Annotated in this window: 14 protein-coding genes; 10 read left to right on the top strand and 4 right to left on the bottom strand. The window is 38.2% G+C overall.

Features of this window, described 5'->3' with window-relative positions; all coding sequences use genetic code 11:
* Positions 1-33 precede the first annotated feature (33 nt).
* The 3 genes from EO131_RS14205 (at position 34) to EO131_RS14195 (ending at position 6,273) form a co-directional block, all read left to right on the top strand.
* The gene (locus EO131_RS14205) at positions 34-1,059 is read left to right on the top strand and encodes a hypothetical protein (RefSeq protein WP_127023585.1); all 1,026 of its coding nucleotides are present in this window, start codon (positions 34-36) and stop codon (positions 1,057-1,059) included.
* A gap of 95 nt (positions 1,060-1,154) precedes the next feature.
* On the top strand, positions 1,155-5,159 hold the full coding sequence (locus tag EO131_RS14200) for an ATP-dependent DNA helicase (protein ID WP_127023582.1): 4,005 nt from the start codon (positions 1,155-1,157) through the stop codon (positions 5,157-5,159).
* A gap of 223 nt (positions 5,160-5,382) precedes the next feature.
* The gene (locus EO131_RS14195) at positions 5,383-6,273 is read left to right on the top strand and encodes a carboxypeptidase-like regulatory domain-containing protein (protein WP_241243861.1); all 891 of its coding nucleotides are present in this window, start codon (positions 5,383-5,385) and stop codon (positions 6,271-6,273) included.
* Positions 6,274-6,340: 67 nt separating this feature from the next.
* Here EO131_RS14195 and EO131_RS14190 read toward each other — a convergent pair whose 3' ends face one another.
* Positions 6,341-6,547 (bottom strand): hypothetical protein, encoded by a 207-nt coding sequence (locus tag EO131_RS14190; protein ID WP_127023576.1) that lies wholly within the window; start codon positions 6,545-6,547, stop codon positions 6,341-6,343.
* A 787-nt stretch (positions 6,548-7,334) separates the two neighbouring features.
* On the opposite strand from EO131_RS14190, the gene EO131_RS14180 reads away from it, so the two are divergent.
* The 7 genes from EO131_RS14180 to EO131_RS14150 all read left to right on the top strand — a co-directional run bounded on the left by EO131_RS14180 (position 7,335) and on the right by EO131_RS14150 (position 16,322).
* Positions 7,335-9,587, top strand: a complete 2,253-nt coding sequence (locus EO131_RS14180; RefSeq protein ID WP_127023570.1) for a hypothetical protein — start codon at positions 7,335-7,337, stop codon at positions 9,585-9,587.
* Positions 9,584-10,837: a DNA methyltransferase gene (locus EO131_RS14175; protein ID WP_127023567.1), complete on the top strand. Its 1,254-nt coding sequence runs from the start codon at positions 9,584-9,586 to the stop codon at positions 10,835-10,837. Before EO131_RS14180 ends, EO131_RS14175 begins: the two co-directional genes overlap by 4 nt.
* Complete coding sequence (locus EO131_RS14170; protein ID WP_127023564.1) at positions 10,834-11,622, top strand: hypothetical protein; 789 nt, start codon at positions 10,834-10,836, stop codon at positions 11,620-11,622. The genes EO131_RS14175 and EO131_RS14170 overlap by 4 nt, the downstream gene beginning before the upstream one ends.
* 2 nt (positions 11,623-11,624) lie before the next feature.
* Positions 11,625-13,160, top strand: coding sequence for an ATP-binding protein (locus EO131_RS14165; RefSeq protein ID WP_127023561.1), 1,536 nt, complete (start codon positions 11,625-11,627; stop codon positions 13,158-13,160).
* A gap of 356 nt (positions 13,161-13,516) precedes the next feature.
* Positions 13,517-13,846: a nucleotide pyrophosphohydrolase gene (locus tag EO131_RS14160; protein WP_127023558.1), complete on the top strand. Its 330-nt coding sequence runs from the start codon at positions 13,517-13,519 to the stop codon at positions 13,844-13,846.
* Positions 13,843-15,714, top strand: a complete 1,872-nt coding sequence (locus EO131_RS14155; protein ID WP_127023555.1) for a DUF2075 domain-containing protein — start codon at positions 13,843-13,845, stop codon at positions 15,712-15,714. Before EO131_RS14160 ends, EO131_RS14155 begins: the two co-directional genes overlap by 4 nt.
* 20 nt (positions 15,715-15,734) lie before the next feature.
* Positions 15,735-16,322 carry a hypothetical protein gene (locus tag EO131_RS14150; protein WP_127023552.1) on the top strand — a complete coding sequence of 196 codons (588 nt, stop codon included), beginning with the start codon at positions 15,735-15,737 and terminating at the stop codon, positions 16,320-16,322.
* A 41-nt stretch (positions 16,323-16,363) separates the two neighbouring features.
* On the opposite strand, the gene EO131_RS14145 is transcribed toward EO131_RS14150, so the two are convergent.
* The 3 genes from EO131_RS14145 to EO131_RS14135 are packed head-to-tail and all read right to left on the bottom strand — an operon-like array spanning position 16,364 to position 17,830.
* A complete protein-coding gene (locus tag EO131_RS14145) occupies positions 16,364-16,693 on the bottom strand; it encodes a hypothetical protein (RefSeq protein WP_127023549.1) in 330 nt (109 codons plus the stop codon).
* 2 nt (positions 16,694-16,695) lie between these two features.
* Positions 16,696-17,457, bottom strand: coding sequence for a ParA family protein (locus tag EO131_RS14140; protein WP_127023546.1), 762 nt, complete (start codon positions 17,455-17,457; stop codon positions 16,696-16,698).
* 43 nt (positions 17,458-17,500) lie between these two features.
* The gene (locus EO131_RS14135; RefSeq protein ID WP_127023543.1) at positions 17,501-17,830 is read right to left on the bottom strand and encodes a hypothetical protein; all 330 of its coding nucleotides are present in this window, start codon (positions 17,828-17,830) and stop codon (positions 17,501-17,503) included.
* Between the last annotated feature and the right edge of the window lie 33 nt (positions 17,831-17,863).

The following is a 17,863-nucleotide window of genomic DNA, read 5'->3' as shown; positions in this document are numbered from 1 at the left end:
GGAGCATGGTTCGTTCACAAAACCAAGATGAAAATGTCGAAAAACACTTGTGCATTATGCAAAGAAAACCCAGCAGATAAGGCTAACACACACTATCTGACCGATGGTATTATTCGAAGCTGTTTAAACCAAGATGGAAGCGGAGAACGAGAGAAGGGTTTCTATTTTGACGTATCGAATAACAGTGCATTTGTTGAATTCAATTTCCAACGTGGAACTTCCATAGATAAACTTGAAGAATCGCTTGGTCGTCAAGCATCAGAAGAAGAAATAGATAAAGCCAAACAGATACCATTCTCAGTGGATCATGTTTTTTGCACACAGTGCGAAGCAAAATTCACTGAGATAGAAACCGCCTTTATTGACAATCTACTACCTCAATTTCGGAATGAGAATCTTAACGAAAGAGCAACAATCGAAATAGATGATAACAAATTATTTCGTCTTTTCTTTTACTTACAAATATGGCGAACTCATATCTGTGAAGAATCCATAGACCTGCCACAAGAAGTTGCTGAAAACCTAAGATTGTTTATTCTCAATTCAGACAATTATGACGTTCAAGACATTTCAATCTACCCTTTATCTGTAACATACCTAGAAACTACAGGTGGACAAGCAGAATACACTTCGAATTTTGTTGGATTCACAAATGACAAAAACCCATTTCTCATCTTTTTCAATGATTTCATAATTCAGTTTTATGAATCGCAAGAATCAGTACAATTCATTGCCATTCACGGACTTAATTCAGAAGAAGCCTATCAGGATTCCATAAATTGTAATGAGCAATCATTTGTTGTTCCAATAAGACATAATGCCGCTCGGAAAGAACTGCTCAATGCATTCATAACTGCGGAAAAGGTGAAACAAACAGTTGACTTCTATGCAAATGGATTTAGGCGACTATGGTTTTCCTTATTTGGACTGTTCCCACCAAATATGATAGTGCAAGAGTATATCAACACCTTGACTAATGGAGACTTTGATATTCTCAAGTATTCCAAAGAAAATATCGTTGAACTTACGACAAGATTTATTGAAAGAAAATTAAAATAAATACCGCCAACAATGTGTATAGTATATACCCTGCAGGATACGCACCATACACAAACCGTTACCGCCAATCCTAAAAATAAATGACGAATTAACTAATGGCACGGAAATACGACATTAACAATCCTTACGATCTCGACATAATGCGGTCGGATTACGACAATTACTCCGAAGAGGATTGGCAGGCATTCATTAACTTTACCCAGCTGCCTGAGAACAAGCGCCTGTTTACATTTGAGGATAGAGGTTGCCTTATACGAATGGCAAAGAAAGCAGGTCAATACTACCGGCCGGCCGATAGAGACATCCGCTGGGGGCTTGGCTTAGCAGATAAAATTGAACGTTTGATGGCTCAGGCTGATGCGAATGAAGATGCCGAAGAAGCCCTGGAGCACGATAATAAAATCAAAGCCCGGCATGTCACCTTTCGGGTGGCCTGGCACGATAATAAATGGGATGGCAGTATTTGCAAAGACCCTTTAAAGAATCGCTATTGCAGCGGTTTTCATTCCTTACTCTCAGAACGTTTGCGCAAGCGCAAAGAGAAAAATCTGGAACAGGAGTTGGCCTTCAAAGGTCAGCCTATTACAGAAGAATATGTGCCACCTTGCTTTTGGAGTGTCAACCTGTTTGGTAAGCATAGCATCGCCGTAAAACACGATAACCCTGCCGACCCAGGCTTAACCCTGATTGAAGAAGAGCTGCCAGCACAATCTATGTTTAGTTGGCCTTTTGCGGTTTCGTTTACACGAACCAAAGAGCAAGAAAGAGCCGATGGCGCCTATCCAAGAAACCTAGAGTCGGTGCGCATACCTAAGTTTAACAATGCCGTGCGCAAAGGTCAGTCGGTGGCTTTTATGTATGCCAAGTTCAGCAATCCGCTCACCGAAGAAGACCAGCAATACCTGGTGGTGGGTTGTGGCTTGGTGAAAGATAAGGGTGATTACCACTATTTCGGCCCAAAGGACTTAGTTGACAAAAAGAAAGTGAGCAAACCCAAGTTCCGGAATTTTCCGTCCATGAACTGGGCCATCCGCTATTCCTTTCAGGAGCCTAACTTACTGGTACGCATGCCCTATCATGAGTATCTGGATTATGTGAATCAGCAAGGCTTTGATGCAGAGGGCAAAGAACAATTGCTGAATAAAATCAAGGTTGCCATCACCGAGCCTGAACTCAACCACTGCTTTAAGTATGTAGCCATGGATGTGGATGACGATGAGGCCATTTTCATTCTAACTAAAATGCGCAAGCAGCTCATCGATTGCAAAGACGATGGCATTGTGCCACCTGCCGAAATGCATGACCGCATTGATGCCGTAGAGCAGTTGCTTTCTTTTTGCTGGAAAAAGCGCACCTACTTTCCTGGATTCTCCGCTATCTGCCGCAGCATTTTAAATTGGGATAAACAAGAGTTTTTGTTGGATGAGTTGATCGAAGAATTACAGCATAGCGAGCAGGATGAATATTTCGACACTTTCCTTGCATTGATTGAAAATCCGAATGGCAACAAAACCTATCGAAAGTATGCCGGATTGCTTAAAGATGTGAAAGAAGCACTGGAAGATAATTATGGCCTCAGTGAAGAGCAATTTTTGCATTTGTGCATGCTCAACCTGAAACCCTTTCAGTACAAACGAATTCTATCTGGTAAGCTCAAATTATCTGGCGATTGGAAGAAGACCATAGATGACGAGCGGGCCAGTCACAATCTGGATGAAATCTGCTCAAATCCCTATTTGCTGTACGAAGATTACCAAGCCTACGATGCTTTACTTGATCCGGTAACGGGTGAAGAGACCGACAGCCCGATTGACCTGTTCAAAATAGATGTAGCCTACTTCCCGGATACCCGCTTCGATATAGAACGTAAAGATTTGCAACGGCAAATACGCAACAACGACAAGCGAAGACTAAGAGCGTTGACCATTCGCTATCTGCGAACGCTAGAAAATACCGGCCATTGTTTTGTGGATGCAGAAGAATTGGAAAATGCGATGAAAGCCTATCCGCTGTTTTACAACATGGGTACAGAGTACCAGATTCCGGCTCATTTCTTCCATAGTCTGAAAGCCGATTACAAAATTCACTTTGAAGAAACCGAAGACAAGGTGAAAGTGATTTCGGAGAATGACACCAACTACTTTTACCTGTACGAAGTGTATAAAGCTGAAGGAGAAATCGAAAAAGTAATTCATCAGCTTATTCAAAACGAATCTTTAACGACCACCTATCCTGGCCTTGACGATTATATCAATACAAGTTGCGAGAAATTAGGCGGCAAACTGGGTGGTGCTTTTGAAGATAATTTATTCCGAAGCGAGCGACAGCAATTGTACGAGAACATTTACCGCAACAGGTTATTTGTATTGGCCGGAAATCCCGGTAGCGGCAAATCGTATGAGCTGTTGAACATCATTACAGAATGGAAGAAAAGAGGCGAAAAATATTTATTGCTTGCCCCAACAGGCAAAGCAGCTTTGCGGTTAAGAACAGATCCGGATTTCAAAGGCATTGAGGCGTTCACCATTGACAAGGTACTGGCAGACATCAGGACTAAGAAAATGACAATTCCTACCCTGCAAAGTTTCCAAAACATCATCATTGACGAAATGTCGATGGTTGACTTAATGAAGCTCCGAGATTTACTAAGGCTCATTAATGTAGAAGTGCCTTCCTTCAAACGATTGGTTCTGGTGGGCGATCCGCACCAATTACCCGCCATTGGATATGGAAAAGTGTTGAAAGATATTCTATATTTCTTAAGAACCAATACAGAGCATACTGATAAGTGTATTGAGTTACAAACCAATTGCAGACAGGAGTTGGCCGAAAGCCGCATATTGGATTTTGCCGAAGGCTTTATTCCCGATGGGGAAATTGATGCAGACTTGGTTTCAATTTTATCATCCGGTAAAACCGATATTTCAAAAGGATTTAGAATCCATTATTGGACCAACGAAGAAGAGCTTTACAGCCATGTTAATGAAGAATTTGACTGGTTGTGTTCAAACCTTGAAACTCCTTTGGTCGGTAATACCGATGAAAAACTAAACCAACTTTACGGATTACAGCAAACAGGCGAATTATCTCCAAAACAGGCTTATAATCTTGAAAACTTCCAGTTAATCACTCCTTATCGATCAGAGTATTTCGGTTCAGGACAAATCAATGATTATATTCAGCGATCTTACAAATCCAAACAGGAACTTGAATTAATCAATGACTGGTTTAAGCAATCAGATAAAATCATTCGCACCAAGAACTATTATGAAAAAGGCAAGCTCATCTTGTCCAATGGTTCTATTGGTTTGATTCGGGATGACAGCGAAACGCTTTTACATTTTCCTGAGCTTGATGACCCCATGCCGGTGTATGGTGAAAAGGGTATTAGAAGTACTGAATTGGAAGAGTTTGATTTGGCTTATGCCATCACGGTGCACAAAGCCCAAGGAAGCGGATTTAATCATTGCTTCTTCATCCTGCCCAAAAAACCGGGATTGCTTTCAAAGGAATTAATATACACGGCATTAACCCGCAGCAGGGAGTCCATCACCCTATTTGTGCAAGGTGATAAAGAAGAACCATTTGAAAAATCTGTTTTAGAAAAAGCCCGTTCGCGCTCATACACCGAAAGCAGAAGAACAACCCTGTTGCTCGATAAACCATATCGTTATTATGCACTGGAGGTAGATGGTGTTTTCATTGAATCGAGGGTGGAGCTATTGATCTATCAGGCACTAAAAGAGGCTCAAAAGGAATGCGGAGAAGATGAATTGAAATTCTTCTATGAGATAAAACCAACTGTGGACGATCAGCAACTGCCTATGAAAACAGATTTTACCTTAATCACCAAAAAAGGTATCTGGTATTGGGAGCATTTAGGACGGCTTGGAAATAAGAAGTACGAATGGACCTGGCACAACGTAAAAAAGAAAACGTATGATGAATATGGTTTGATGGACAGGCTCATAACTACTGATGAGCGAAACGGCATCAACCCGGATAAAATCAAAGAGATAATTGAAATCATTGTGAGCGATTTGGTAGAAACAGAAGATTCCACCAATAGATATTCGGAAAAACACTTTTCGTTAAGATAAAAGCACATGGCGGGAACATTGTGTATAAGCAATAATGGGTTCAGTGCTATTTTGAAATATAAAACTATAAATCAAAGGTCGGGGCTATCTGACAGTTCCGCGATATAAATCCGATACTTCTCCTTCAATTTACCATTACTCAGCCAGATTCACACTTCACTCATTCGGCCTTTCATCTTACCAACACATCATATACTTTAGGTGAAAAACCAACCCAATGATTTTGAGAAAAGCTATAGTTTCAATTTTTCTCCTTTTTATTTCGGTAGTCCAAGGACAAACCACCGAATATTCTGGAGTCATAAAAATAAAAGGGGAAAACGGTCCACTGCCAGGTGTTACTGTTTTACTCAAAGGAACCAAAATAGGTACACAAACCGATTTTGATGGCAACTTTACCATCAATGTGCCGGATTCCATTCAGGTTTTGTCTTTCCTATATGTTGGGTTTAAACCCCTGGAATATAGATTAAAGGAAGAAACCTTTATTGAAATCTTTATGAAGGAAGATTGCACCATCTGTTTTTTTGATGCGCAACAAATCGGTTTTTCTATTAAAAGTGGGGTCCTCAACGGTCCAGTAGGAGGACAGTTTGATTTTACCTTTCCGTCCTTTTGGGGCACACCCACCTTAAAAAGTGGTATTGGCTACCAAACCAATTTAAAGGATAATCGTTTATTAAATGCCTACGTTAACCTAGAACATCTGTTTGTGAATTGTGGATTCAACATGGATATCAATGCTACATTGCGAGACTTGGATTTTGATCAAACAATTGAATCCAAGACCAATAGTATTGAAGCCACTCTACATACTCGAGGATTGATGACCCATGTAGGGTTCAGCAATATTAGATACCTTAAAGACGATACCTTGATCTATTCTAATGGCCCATTAGTCGGCGTTGGAACTTGGTTGGGACCTCCGTTCTATGCTACTGTTAGTGCAAAAACGAGTATTTACAAATCGGTTAGCGAATACGAAGGGGAAATTAGACGTTCATTTAGGCGTATTTCAACTTTCCTCAGGTATTACAAGGTTGGTGCTTACAATGAAGTGACTTTAGGTGTGGGTATTAATTTTACCTATTATTTGCGGAAAAGACAGGAATAATAAGCCAACCTTTTGGCGTGTGTTTTTGTGTCAAAAACCATGACAAAAAGAAAAAGTAGCCCGAGGGCTACCCTAAAAACTTATAGATACTCATTAGGACTGCCAAGGCACCAATGAGCCAGTAGAGCACCGAAATCTTCGTGTCCATTGCGTCCAATTTGTGCATTATTTTTTCCATGTCAGTTTCAACTTTGGCATCAATAATACCCAAGATAGCCATTTTGTGTTTCTTTGGCAAGCTCTCTACCTGCTCTGCAAAATCCTTTGTTTTCATAATACATGATTTTAATTAAACAATCGTTTTGCGAACACCATGTGATAGGGAAATTTCAGCTCAAAAGGAAACGGAATAAATAAGTGGCCCTTGGGCCCTGGTTTATGCCGTAGTCTTTTGATGGGAATATTTCATGGGCGTACTTTGGTGAAAGGATTGGTGATAGTAGGTCTAATCAAACTTCGACTTAACTTAGTGAATTGAGAAAAGATGTTAGGCAAAACCAAAAGGTTTGGCGATATTTTGTGAAGAGCAAACAAAGTGATATTCATCTTTATTCATTGAATTTTCCTACATTTAAAAAATAAAATCAAATTCATCGTTTTTATTCCTTATTGGGTGTTTATAGATGTAATTGAACTCCCAACAATGAAGTTTTAAGTAATGTAAATATCTACTGTATACAGCGTATTTAGTTTTGCCAAGGCACAACCTAATCACTGAAAACCAAAAGAACTAATTTACACAAGCCTTCATAGAATTTTATACTATATTTTTTATTATGTAGTAAATAATAATACATTTGACCCTATATTCTAGAAAATATCAGAACTATGAACAATTCTGAACTAAAAAGAAACAGATTTAAGCGTGTAGCTTCTAAAAGGGTTGACAAGCTACTTTCAGGCATTCGTAGCTTATCTAAATGCTCAAACATCAACAATTATGAATACTCGGAGGACGATGTTCAAAAAATGATAAAAGCCATAAAAGACGAACTCAAAACTATGGAAACGCTTTACAAAAAGAACTTGAAAAACAACATTGACTCATTCAACTTTTAGAAATGAAAGAAATATTTAAAAGTCTTCTTGCGGCACACAAGCCAGAGCAAGTAAGAGAAGTGATAATGAAAATTGGCAAGGCAAAATATCGCTTTGAACCTGTCGGAAATAGAAAAAACAATCTTGCAACTATTAACATTGGAACAGACCCAGCTGCGGGAGTTACCGAGAGAATTACAAATGCAATTGATGCTATTTTAGAAAAAGAATGGGTTGAAAAAGAAGGACCAACAGATATTAAATCGCCAAGAAGAGCAAGTGAACTATGGTTTAATATAGAACAAGGAAAAATTTCCAAGATTTCGGACAGTAACGATGAAAGAATTAGATCACTTTCGCCAAAAGTGAAAGTAACACTTACAGACTCAGGTCAGAAAACCAAACCAACTATAGAAGTGAGAGATTTAGGAATTGGCCTAGAACCCGAGCAGTTTTCAAAAACTATTCTTGACCTAAACGGAAATAATAAAATTGGTAAGCTACACCTTATGGGTGCCTATGGACAAGGTGGATCAACTGCCCTTTCGTACAACGACCTTACAATTATTATTTCGAGACCATATTTTGGAGACAAAAGGAAAAAGCCAAAAGTGGCTTGGACAATTGTTCGAATTAATCCAGGTGATGTAAATAAAGATAAGCATGAATGGTACGAGTATATGGTAGACAAAGGAACTGGTCAACCATTCGTGACCGAGATTGATGACACGGATTTCGAGCCTGGCACATTAGTAAGGCATTTAATGATGGATTTGGGGAAATTCAAAGGAAACATGACTGCCCCGGGAACAGGGTTATGGTATTTAGCCCACAATTATCTATTTGACCCAATAATTCCGTTTACCATTTCAGATGAACGCGGTTCAAAACCAGTTAACAGAACAGTAACAGGTAATAATCGCCTATTAACCAATACTGACTTCTTGGATTATAGACAGGAAGTGCCATTAACGTTCAAGGATGGTAAAGTCATAATTTACTACTGGGTTTTAAATACAACAGGAGAAAACCCAAAAACTCGAATTAAAAATTACGTGCTTCCGTCTCAACCCATTGTAATTACTTTCAATGGACAAAAGCAAGGTGTAATCAGTAATACGTTAATCAAAAATGACCTCAAACTACCATTTCTTGACAACTACTTGATTGTTCAAATTGAGGCAGATAATATGGATAATGATTCCAAAAGGCAGCTTTTTAGCAGCACAAGGGAATCGCTTCGAGACACTTCGATTCTAGAAGAACTTAAAAAATTAACTCTAGACACTCTTGATGCAGATGATGAATTAAAGCGTCTTGACCGTGAAAGAAAGCAGCGTTACTTCACTCAAGAAGACACTTCTGCTCTAGACAATCTTAGAAAACGACTAGCGAAAAGAATAAACTCTTATCTTAAAAGTTCAGGAAGTGGTAGCTCAGTTACAGCAATGAAAACAAATGAGACCCATAATAGCGAAAAACTCCCTGAAATTCCTGTTGAAGACCCACCAACATTCTTTGAGATTGTTACACCTTCTCCAAAGGAAGTGTATCAGAATAAGAGCTTTGCAATAAAATTCAAAACAGATGCTCACCCAAGTTACTTCAACAAAACGGAGACCTTTGTCGCCTTTATTGAGCCTCAATCCTTTGGAATGTTCACAGGCACGGCAAGAGTAGTTGATGGATATGGTTTAGCTCATTTCAGAGTTTCCGAAGAAACTCAAATTGGAGATGATGGTCAAATTACTCTTGAACTCCGTCCACCAAGACAAAAATCCTTTAATTCTACAGTTGATGTGGTCGCAATTGAGCGGCCAGAAGATTCAAATCCAAAAGGTGATGGAGCTAATAAAACTCCAAATATCCAAGTGGAATTTGTTGATCGCAACAGTCAATGGTTTTCAGAAAATGAGTGGAACGACCAAAGTGTTGCACAGGTACTTGACGATCAAGACGGTGTAATCATTTATGTGTCTGCAGAGAATAAAAATTTAACCAAGTTGGTTGCGAGAGCACAACGTTATAGTGAAGAAGCAGTAGACAGTATTCAGAACAAATATCTCGAGCACATTTCTTTTTATGCTTTTATGGCTAACAAGGTAGAACCTTCAAAACTTTTTGAAAACGATGAAGAAAGTGTTTCAGTCGAACATCTTGAAAAACTACGAGATGAATATCTTAAAAATGCCAGTGAAACTGTTTGTGGTATGATTAATGACTTTTTTGAGCCCATTATAACTGAAAGCATTCAAAATGATAGCGTAATTACATGAAGGAATTAGAGTTTGTTACGCCATGGGCAAATAAAAGAAGTAGCGACCCTTTGCATTCGTTATGCTCCTATCTTGGTTCCTTTCCTCCAAGTTTGGCAAATTACTTTATCAAGTATTTTACTGATGAAGGTGATTTGGTTTACGACCCTTTCTCGGGGCGCGGAACTACACTACTAGAAGCGAGAATTTTAAATCGCAAATCAGTTGCCTCCGACTTAAATCCTATTGCCTTGGCTTTGAGCCATGCAAAATCTGTTAAGGCAGATATTAAAGAAATTCTCAGGCTAATTGATGAACTGGAAGAAAATTATGATTATCCCTTATTCCTGCCGGAAGCCAAAGCACAAGCAGATGAAATTCATTTAATTTTTCACCCTCGTACGTTGGCAGAACTTTGTTATTTAAAGCTTGTACTGAAAGAGCCCAAAACTGATGAAGAAAAGATTTTAGTTGGTACAATCCTGGGGATAATGCACGGTGGTGAAAGGAAAGATGGAACCTCAGGTTATCTGTCCATAAGTATGCCTAATACTTTTAGCATGTCTCCAGAGTACGTTAGACGATTCGTACAAACTAATCAATTGAATAGGGAGTATCGCAATACTTTTCAATTGCTCCGAGAAAAAATAATTAGAACCTTTGATAAGCATTCTTTTCCAAAAAACAGTAGTCTTGTCTATCGAAGCGATGCCAAAGTTGTTTCTAAAACTGATGAATTTAAAAAGTTAAAAAACAAGGTTGATTTAATCTTAACCTCGCCCCCATACCTGGGAATAATAAACTACGCTCGTCAAAATTGGATTCGCTCTTGGTTTTTGGATGCTAATCCTGAATTGATTTCAAACGAGCTTGATGATGATTTGAACCTCTTTGAATGGATAAAATTCTCAAAGGATACCGTTAGTCAGTTCAAGAATCTCCTCAAACCTGATGGTGTTGCAGTATTTGTCATTGGTGATGTTGCAAAATCAAAAAATAGTGTAATTCCGCTTGCCCGTGAATTTGCTATAATGATTAAAGAAAATCAACTGTTTAAAAACGTTTGGATTTTCTCTGATTACATACAGGGAGTTGACAAGACTACTCGAATTTGGGGTGAAACTAAGGGTAAGGCAACTGCTACAGATCGAATTGTAATACTCTCGGACATTAATCCTTTTAAGGATAACCACAGATTAAATGGCAAATCTGACTTGACTTATGATCTAATTAAAGAAAGTACAAAACACTTCATGGGTGATCGGCTATGAGAGGAAAATCAAGACTATTAATACTCGATGATTGGTATGAAGAGTTTATGCCTGGCACCTATATAGAAGATGACCTTGAAAAGACCATCTTATCTAAGGCTGACGATGTATTTCCTGACTATTATATGCTGCCGCTAAAACAAACAATATATTATGATGGTGAGAGTAGTGATCCCGATTTATGTTTAATAAAAAAGGATTATAGCGTTTGGTATGTGGTTGAGGTTGAATTAGCCAAAAAACCTTTTAAAGGACACACTGAAAAACAAATCAGAGTTTTTAGTCATGGAAGATACAACGCCCGTGCCATTAGTAAGTATTTAGTGGGCAAAAAACCTTCACTTGATCAAGCCAAGCTAGAAAACCTCATACGAGCTGATCCACCCAAGGTTCTAGTAATGGTAAATGAGTATCCGAAGTGGGCTGATGACCTTATGACTTACCCAAGAACCGGAATTATGGTTTTTGCTTTGTACGATCATCCAGAAGGAGTGGAGGCATATCGGCTGGACGGGCAATATCCAGTGTTCGAAACAGGTAGATCAAGATGCAGTTTCCCTAAGCACCCCGCCAATACACTAATAGTTGAAAAAGGTACATTACTTACAATAAAGCATAAGCAACGACTTATAATCTATTATGATGGAAGGAAGACTTTATGGGAAAGACAAAACCATGGTCCTAGAACTATTTTAATCCCAGTTGGCCGCAATCCCCTAAATGTCCGCAAACAATACTTTCTTATTAAATCAGACAATGAGGAATACTTCTTAAAAGAGAATTGACTATGGAAAATCTAGAATTAACATTTACTGCGAACATAGCCGAATCATACAAACGATTATCATATAAACTTTGGTATGCACTTTCGGAATTCGTTGATAATTCAACACAGGCGTATATAAATCATAAAGATCAACTCAGTTCCGTCTTGAAAGAAGAAGGAAATAAACTATTCGTAGACATTCTTTATCACAGAGGTAACGACTTATCAGAAGATTATTTTAGGATTGAGGACAATTCTATTGGAATGGACGAATCTGTGCTGAGAAGGGCATTCAACGCTGGCCAAAAACCTGACAATGATAAAGGCAGAAGCAAGTATGGTCTTGGAATGAAAACAGCATCATTTTGGTTGGGAGATACATGGACTGTTGAAACAAGCATGCTAGGTGTCGGCAAAAAGTATTTCATTAAGGTAAACATTGCTGATATTAGCGGAGGAAGTATAAAACTTGATATTGAGCAAAAGGATATTGAGCCTGAAAAACATTTCACAATCATTACCATTAAAAATTTGCACAAGAGATTTGTAGGGCAAACAATAGGAAAAGTGAAATCATATCTTTCCTCAATTTATAGATATGATATAATGTCAAATGAAATTGAAATCTATTGGAATTCTGAGCCATTAGAATGGTTGCCTATTGAAGATTTGCTTCTACAGAATTTTGAAGGAGATACTATAAAAAAAGAATTTCATTTCGAAGTTAATGGAAAGTCTGTTAAAGGTTGGGCAGGTATTTTGGAGAAAGGAGGAAGAGGAAAAGCTGGGTTCGCTTTGGTTCAGAACAACAGAGTAATTAATCCAAATTACAGGCCTGATTTAATTTTTGGAGATCAAGAAGGCGGACGAAATGATTTGGTTAATCAGCGAATGGTAGGCGAATTATTTATTGATGATTTTGATGTAAGCCACACAAAGGACCAAATCCTTTGGACGGGTGAGGAAGAGGAAATCGTTGAAGAAACTTTAGTTGAAGAACTCAGTGAAATAAAGCGAATCGCATCTACCCGCAGAGTAAAAGTTATTGATGGCTACCCTGGCGCATCAGATGTTTTGATTGGCTTTGAAGAAATTTCAAAAGAATTAGAAAGCCCTGAGGCATCTGATCTTTTAGAAAACATTGAAATTCCTCCTGAGGAAGCTTTAGCAGATTCAAATGAATATCTACTTCAAGCAATAGTTAAAAGAATAAGCGAACCGGTAATTATTAATTTGAATGAACTAACGATTAAGCTTTATACTGATGAAGACATGTCGCCATATGATCCATATATTCTTGCCGATTCTTCAAAGAAAATTGAGGATGGAAGAACATTAATAATCTTGGTGTTTAACCCAAATCATCCACATTGGAAAGATATTGAATCCCAAAACAAAGAAAACGGTGTAGCGATTTTTATCCGACAAGTTGTATTCGATGGTGTGGCTGAATGGAAGGCTTACCAAAAAACCGGAAAGTTAAATCATGATACAATAAAGTTTATAAAGGACAATTTATTGAGAATACCATTTGAAATTGAAAATAATCACAATTAAGGGAATTATAGTGGTTGATTTTAAATTAATAGGCAAAATGCCTGAGTTATATACAATTGTAATTCACAAAGCTACCTGGCATCCAAAAATTTCAAAATAGTGAAGGTCAACATAGCTTTCCAATTTTTTGAGGAAGATGGTAAGCAAATAATATGTGTTTGAAAAATAAAGATGGGTAAATTGAATATTTTACTGCTCCCGTATTACATCCAGTAACGGGCAAAATCTTAAATGAAATAACATTGATGCTCCGTCATAATTAATCCGGTTTTACTTTGCACGAAATTCCATTTGATCAATTGTACGTATATTGAAAATAAAGTAAATAGCTCAGCAACATTTAACAACATCATCCCATGAATGATATAGAAGAAATCATCAATGCTTTGATACAATTCCGGAATGAAAGGAATTGGGAACAATTCCATAACCCAAAGGACCTGGCTGTTGCACTTAATATTGAAGCCGGTGAGCTTTTGGAAAACTTTCTCTGGAAATCCTCGGAGCAAGCGGAAAAGGAAAAGGTTAAAGAAGAGCTTGCTGATGTTATTGCCTATGCTTTGTTATTAGCTGAAAAATATGGTTTTGATGTAAAAGAAATCTTATTGGAGAAAATTGAAAAAAACGCAAAAAAATATCCTATAGACAAAGCAAAGGGCACTGCCAAGAAATATACTGATCTATGATTGTTTACCATAAGACCAAAGAAGATTTCAGTAATGATATTTTGACAAACGATATTGGTACAATTATATCCAATCAGATTATTTCAAAAACAGGGCATAAGGTAGCCCCTAATGAAATCAGGTCATTTGAAAATTCATTGAGCTACATGGAAAGGGTTGTAAGGGACCCGGATATTCCAGAGGATTCTGGAATATCCATAGAATATCATCTTCCTCAAACCTCAAAACGTGTTGATTTTATTATTACAGGAAAAGATGGAGCTCAAGAGAATGTCATTATCATTGAACTTAAGCAATGGGACTATGCAGAAACGACCTCAAAAGATGGTATTGTAAAAACAAGGTTTCAGTTTGGGGAGTCAGAAACCAGCCACCCTTCTTACCAAGCCTGGTCCTATGCTGCTCTATTATCCTCCTTCAATGCAACGGTAGATGAAGAATCAATCGCATTATATCCTTGTGCCTATTTACACAATTATACTCCAGATAATAACATCACAAGTGATTTTTATTCCTTTTACACGGAGAAAGCCCCCCTATTTCTTAAACCAGATGCAATCAAATTAAGGACATTCATTAAGAAATATATCAAACAAGGGGATGATTCCAATATCATGTTCCGCATTGATAATGGTAAAATCAAACCGACAAAAAGTCTAGCGGACAGTTTACGCCAAATGATCAAAGGTCATAAAGAATTTATTATGATCGACGATCAAAAAGTGGTTTACGAAACCGCATTGGATTTAGCCTTGAAATCCCATGAAAAGAACAAAAATGTTCTCATTGTAGAAGGTGGCCCTGGTACCGGAAAGTCCGTAGTGGCCATCAATTTGCTCGTTGAGCTAAACCGAAGAGGGAAAATGTCCCAATATGTCACAAAAACTTCTGCACCTCGGGACGTCTATTTTGAAAAGTTAAAAGGGCAAAAAAGGATGGCAGAATTAAAATCCCTGTTTGTTGGTTCAGGGACCTTTATCAAAGCTCCTGAAAATATCATTAATACATTGATTGTTGATGAGGCCCATCGACTTACAGAAAAAACAGGATTTCTGAAAAGAGGAGATAATCAAATTAAAGAAATTTTAAAGTCTTCACTGTCGTCAATTTTTTTCATTGATGAAGACCAACGTGTATCAGTGGACGATTATGGCGAAATATATGTGATTGAAGAATTGGCCAAGGAATTGGGCCTTAACGTGCATAAACAAACTTTGGAATCCCAATTTAGGTGCAACGGCTCGGACGGTTATTTAGCATGGCTGGATAATGCCCTTCAAATAAAAGAAACTGCAAATTACGATTTGAGCTCCTTGGATTACGAATTTGATTTTAGGGTTTATGATGATCCCAAAAAACTGCAGGAAGCCATTTATGCAAAAAATGAAATAAACAACAAAGCAAGACTGGTCGCTGGCTATTGTTGGCCATGGGCCAGTAAAAAAGACCCCAAAACATTTGATTTCAAAAAAGAGGAATTTGGATTCGACATGCGTTGGAATATGACTGATTATGGAGGCAAATGGATAATCGACCCCAATTCAGTTTCAGAAATTGGATGTATTCATACCGCCCAAGGATTGGAGGTTGACTATATTGGTGTAATCATTGGGAATGATTTGATTGTCAGGAACGATGAAGTCTTGGTCAATCCAAAAGCAAGGGATAGTGGTGACCGAACGGTTTTTGGATGGAAAAAAGGTATTAAAGAGGACCCCAAGTATTGGAAGCCCCTATTAAAAACTATAATTAAAAATACCTATCGCACATTGATGACAAGGGGCATGAAGGGATGTTATATTTATTGTACAGATGTAGAAACCTCGGATTACTTTAAAAGATATACCCGAATAAATCAAAACGCCTAAATCTCATTTTAACGATTATTATGGCATATTACTGGGCAAAATTCAAAAATATTGACAACCAACTTTACCGCTTCGATACAAGAATATATCTTCAAAATGTAGATGAAGTTTTGGAATCTGACATTTGTATTGGAGCCATTGTAGGGAAAAATCCGGGGAGTGCCATTCCTATTGATATGAATAAAGAGAGGTTTAGTGAAATCACATTAAACAACGATAAATTATTACCCACAATTAGGAACTTACTCTTGAAAAGTTGTAATCAAACTACAGGCAGAATATACATTCAAGTTTTGAACTTGTTTTACTTGTGCAATCCTGATTTGAATGAAGCTATCAAAAACCTAGAGAACAACATGAATCCTGAAACATGTTATTCCGAAAAGAACAAATTCCCCTGGATTTGGTTTGTATGGGGTGGGCATCATGAAAAGTTATCCATACATAAAAGTCGATTCAAAACAGTAAAGTCTAATAGATTCTTTTATTTAAACAACAAAACCAAAAAAATTGAAGAAGGATTTCCTTCAGATTGGGTGTGTGCTAGACATACACAAGGATTGAAACATGATTTGGTTTTACCCTATTTAAAAAGCCTTTTTAAATAAAGAGACTGTTTTGATGCAAAAAATACAGGGGTCCTTTGCCATTAATACTTTTCCTCAATAAACTCCATAAACTGTTTATAGGTCTTTTCCTGTTTGGGCATGTTCATTTCCTTGGCCAAGAGCTCCAAAGCCTGTCGAACCACATCCCCATGGGAAATACGACCCGCAGCTGGATTGGTCAGTTCCTGTATCTTTTGGATTTTGTCCAGCAACACCTTGGTGGATAGATCATGCCGTATAGAAAAGGTATACTGGGTTTCCGGTTTGCCGGGTCGTCCGGGTTTAGCTTTCACTTCCTTGGTCGGGTTGGTATTTTTGGAAGGTTTCTTCCCTCCTTGATTGTTTTCTGGCAACAAATCTTTTAATGACATATCTAGTTGAATTTTTTAATTTTTCGTAGGACCTCCTCTCCCAAACTGGCATAATCCATCGCGCCCGAACTTCGGTTGTCGTATTCAAAAATGGTCATGCGGTTGTCCTTATGCTGGGAATTTTCAATGGCTGTGTTCTTTCGAATCCGGGTCTTGAACAAGGCAGCATCCCATTCATTTACCTTGAAATCCTTTTCAATGCTCTTGCTGATTTTTAAGCGAGGATCAAAATGGGTGATCAAAATGCCTAGCAAGGTCAAATTAGGATTCAATTGGCTTTCCCGAATCCCATTGATGAACTCCACCATAATACTCACCCCATCCATACTGAATTGCGTCGCCTGCACCGGCACGATCACATAATCCGATGCGGTCAGGGCATTCACGGTGACCAGATTCATATCCGGGGGACAATCCAAGAAGATGTAATCGTACTTCGTTTTGAACTGCCTAATGGCCTTCTTTAAAATAGTCTCCCGTGCCAATACCCCTTGGATCACCAAATCGATCCCCGCAAAATCAATGGAGCTCGGAATCAGATCCAGGTTCTTTCGCACGTTCAGGATGTCAAAGGGCCTTTTCAGAAACAGGTCATTGATGGTCGTTTGAGGACTTTCAATCCCTAAGTTCTTGGTCAAATTGGCCTGCTTATCACAATCAATGACCAAGACCTTATGCTTTTTGGCCGCGTAGGCCGCAAGGTTCAGGCAAGTGGTGGTCTTGGCCACCCCTCCCTTTTGGTTGCTCAATGCTATTATTTTCATAAATATACTATGGTATCATAATATTTGCAATAGAATATTATTCCTACATAGGAATCTCATTGACAAACATAATTTTTTGGTTCGAGTAAAATAGGTTCAAGTCCTCCTTGATCGTAGCGATGCGTTTGACATCCAATTGCTCCAAATCCTCATAGGCAGCATTTAAAATCCCGACATGTAAGGTATCCTCTTCGGGCACCAATAGGATGAATACGTCCTGGTTGTATTCCAGGCAACGCAGGCCCAAATAGGCCAGTAGTCCCGCATAGAGTTTGGTTTCAAAAAGGTGTTTGACCTTTTCACTGATGGAAATACCAATATTTCCAAAGGGATGGAAAACCACGGGGGTATCCGATGTAGACATCTGTTTCATTTTGACGAGTATTAAAGATTATTTGATATAGAT

It is taken from the genome of Flagellimonas beolgyonensis, from assembly GCF_003992615.1.
Taxonomy (GTDB): domain Bacteria; phylum Bacteroidota; class Bacteroidia; order Flavobacteriales; family Flavobacteriaceae; genus Flagellimonas; species Flagellimonas beolgyonensis.
Note: the sequence above shows the minus strand (reverse complement) of the source record. Positions and strands in the feature narration are given on the sequence as shown.

Excerpts from the sequence above, each read along its gene's own strand:
- EO131_RS14200 (WP_127023582.1), top strand. The coding sequence starts at position 1,155 with ATGGCACGGAAATACGACATTAACAATCCTTACGATCTCGACATAATG.
- EO131_RS14170 (WP_127023564.1), top strand. The coding sequence starts at position 10,834 with ATGAGAGGAAAATCAAGACTATTAATACTCGATGATTGGTATGAAGAG.
- EO131_RS14180 (WP_127023570.1), top strand. The coding sequence starts at position 7,335 with ATGAAAGAAATATTTAAAAGTCTTCTTGCGGCACACAAGCCAGAGCAA.
- EO131_RS14165 (WP_127023561.1), top strand. The coding sequence starts at position 11,625 with ATGGAAAATCTAGAATTAACATTTACTGCGAACATAGCCGAATCATAC.
- EO131_RS14135 (WP_127023543.1), bottom strand. The coding sequence starts at position 17,830 with ATGAAACAGATGTCTACATCGGATACCCCCGTGGTTTTCCATCCCTTT.
- EO131_RS14155 (WP_127023555.1), top strand. The coding sequence starts at position 13,843 with ATGATTGTTTACCATAAGACCAAAGAAGATTTCAGTAATGATATTTTG.
- EO131_RS14175 (WP_127023567.1), top strand. The coding sequence starts at position 9,584 with ATGAAGGAATTAGAGTTTGTTACGCCATGGGCAAATAAAAGAAGTAGC.
- EO131_RS14150 (WP_127023552.1), top strand. The coding sequence starts at position 15,735 with ATGGCATATTACTGGGCAAAATTCAAAAATATTGACAACCAACTTTAC.
- EO131_RS14190 (WP_127023576.1), bottom strand. The coding sequence starts at position 6,547 with ATGAAAACAAAGGATTTTGCAGAGCAGGTAGAGAGCTTGCCAAAGAAA.
- EO131_RS14145 (WP_127023549.1), bottom strand. The coding sequence starts at position 16,693 with ATGTCATTAAAAGATTTGTTGCCAGAAAACAATCAAGGAGGGAAGAAA.
- EO131_RS14140 (WP_127023546.1), bottom strand. The coding sequence starts at position 17,457 with ATGAAAATAATAGCATTGAGCAACCAAAAGGGAGGGGTGGCCAAGACC.
- EO131_RS14205 (WP_127023585.1), top strand. The coding sequence starts at position 34 with ATGTCGAAAAACACTTGTGCATTATGCAAAGAAAACCCAGCAGATAAG.
- EO131_RS14160 (WP_127023558.1), top strand. The coding sequence starts at position 13,517 with ATGAATGATATAGAAGAAATCATCAATGCTTTGATACAATTCCGGAAT.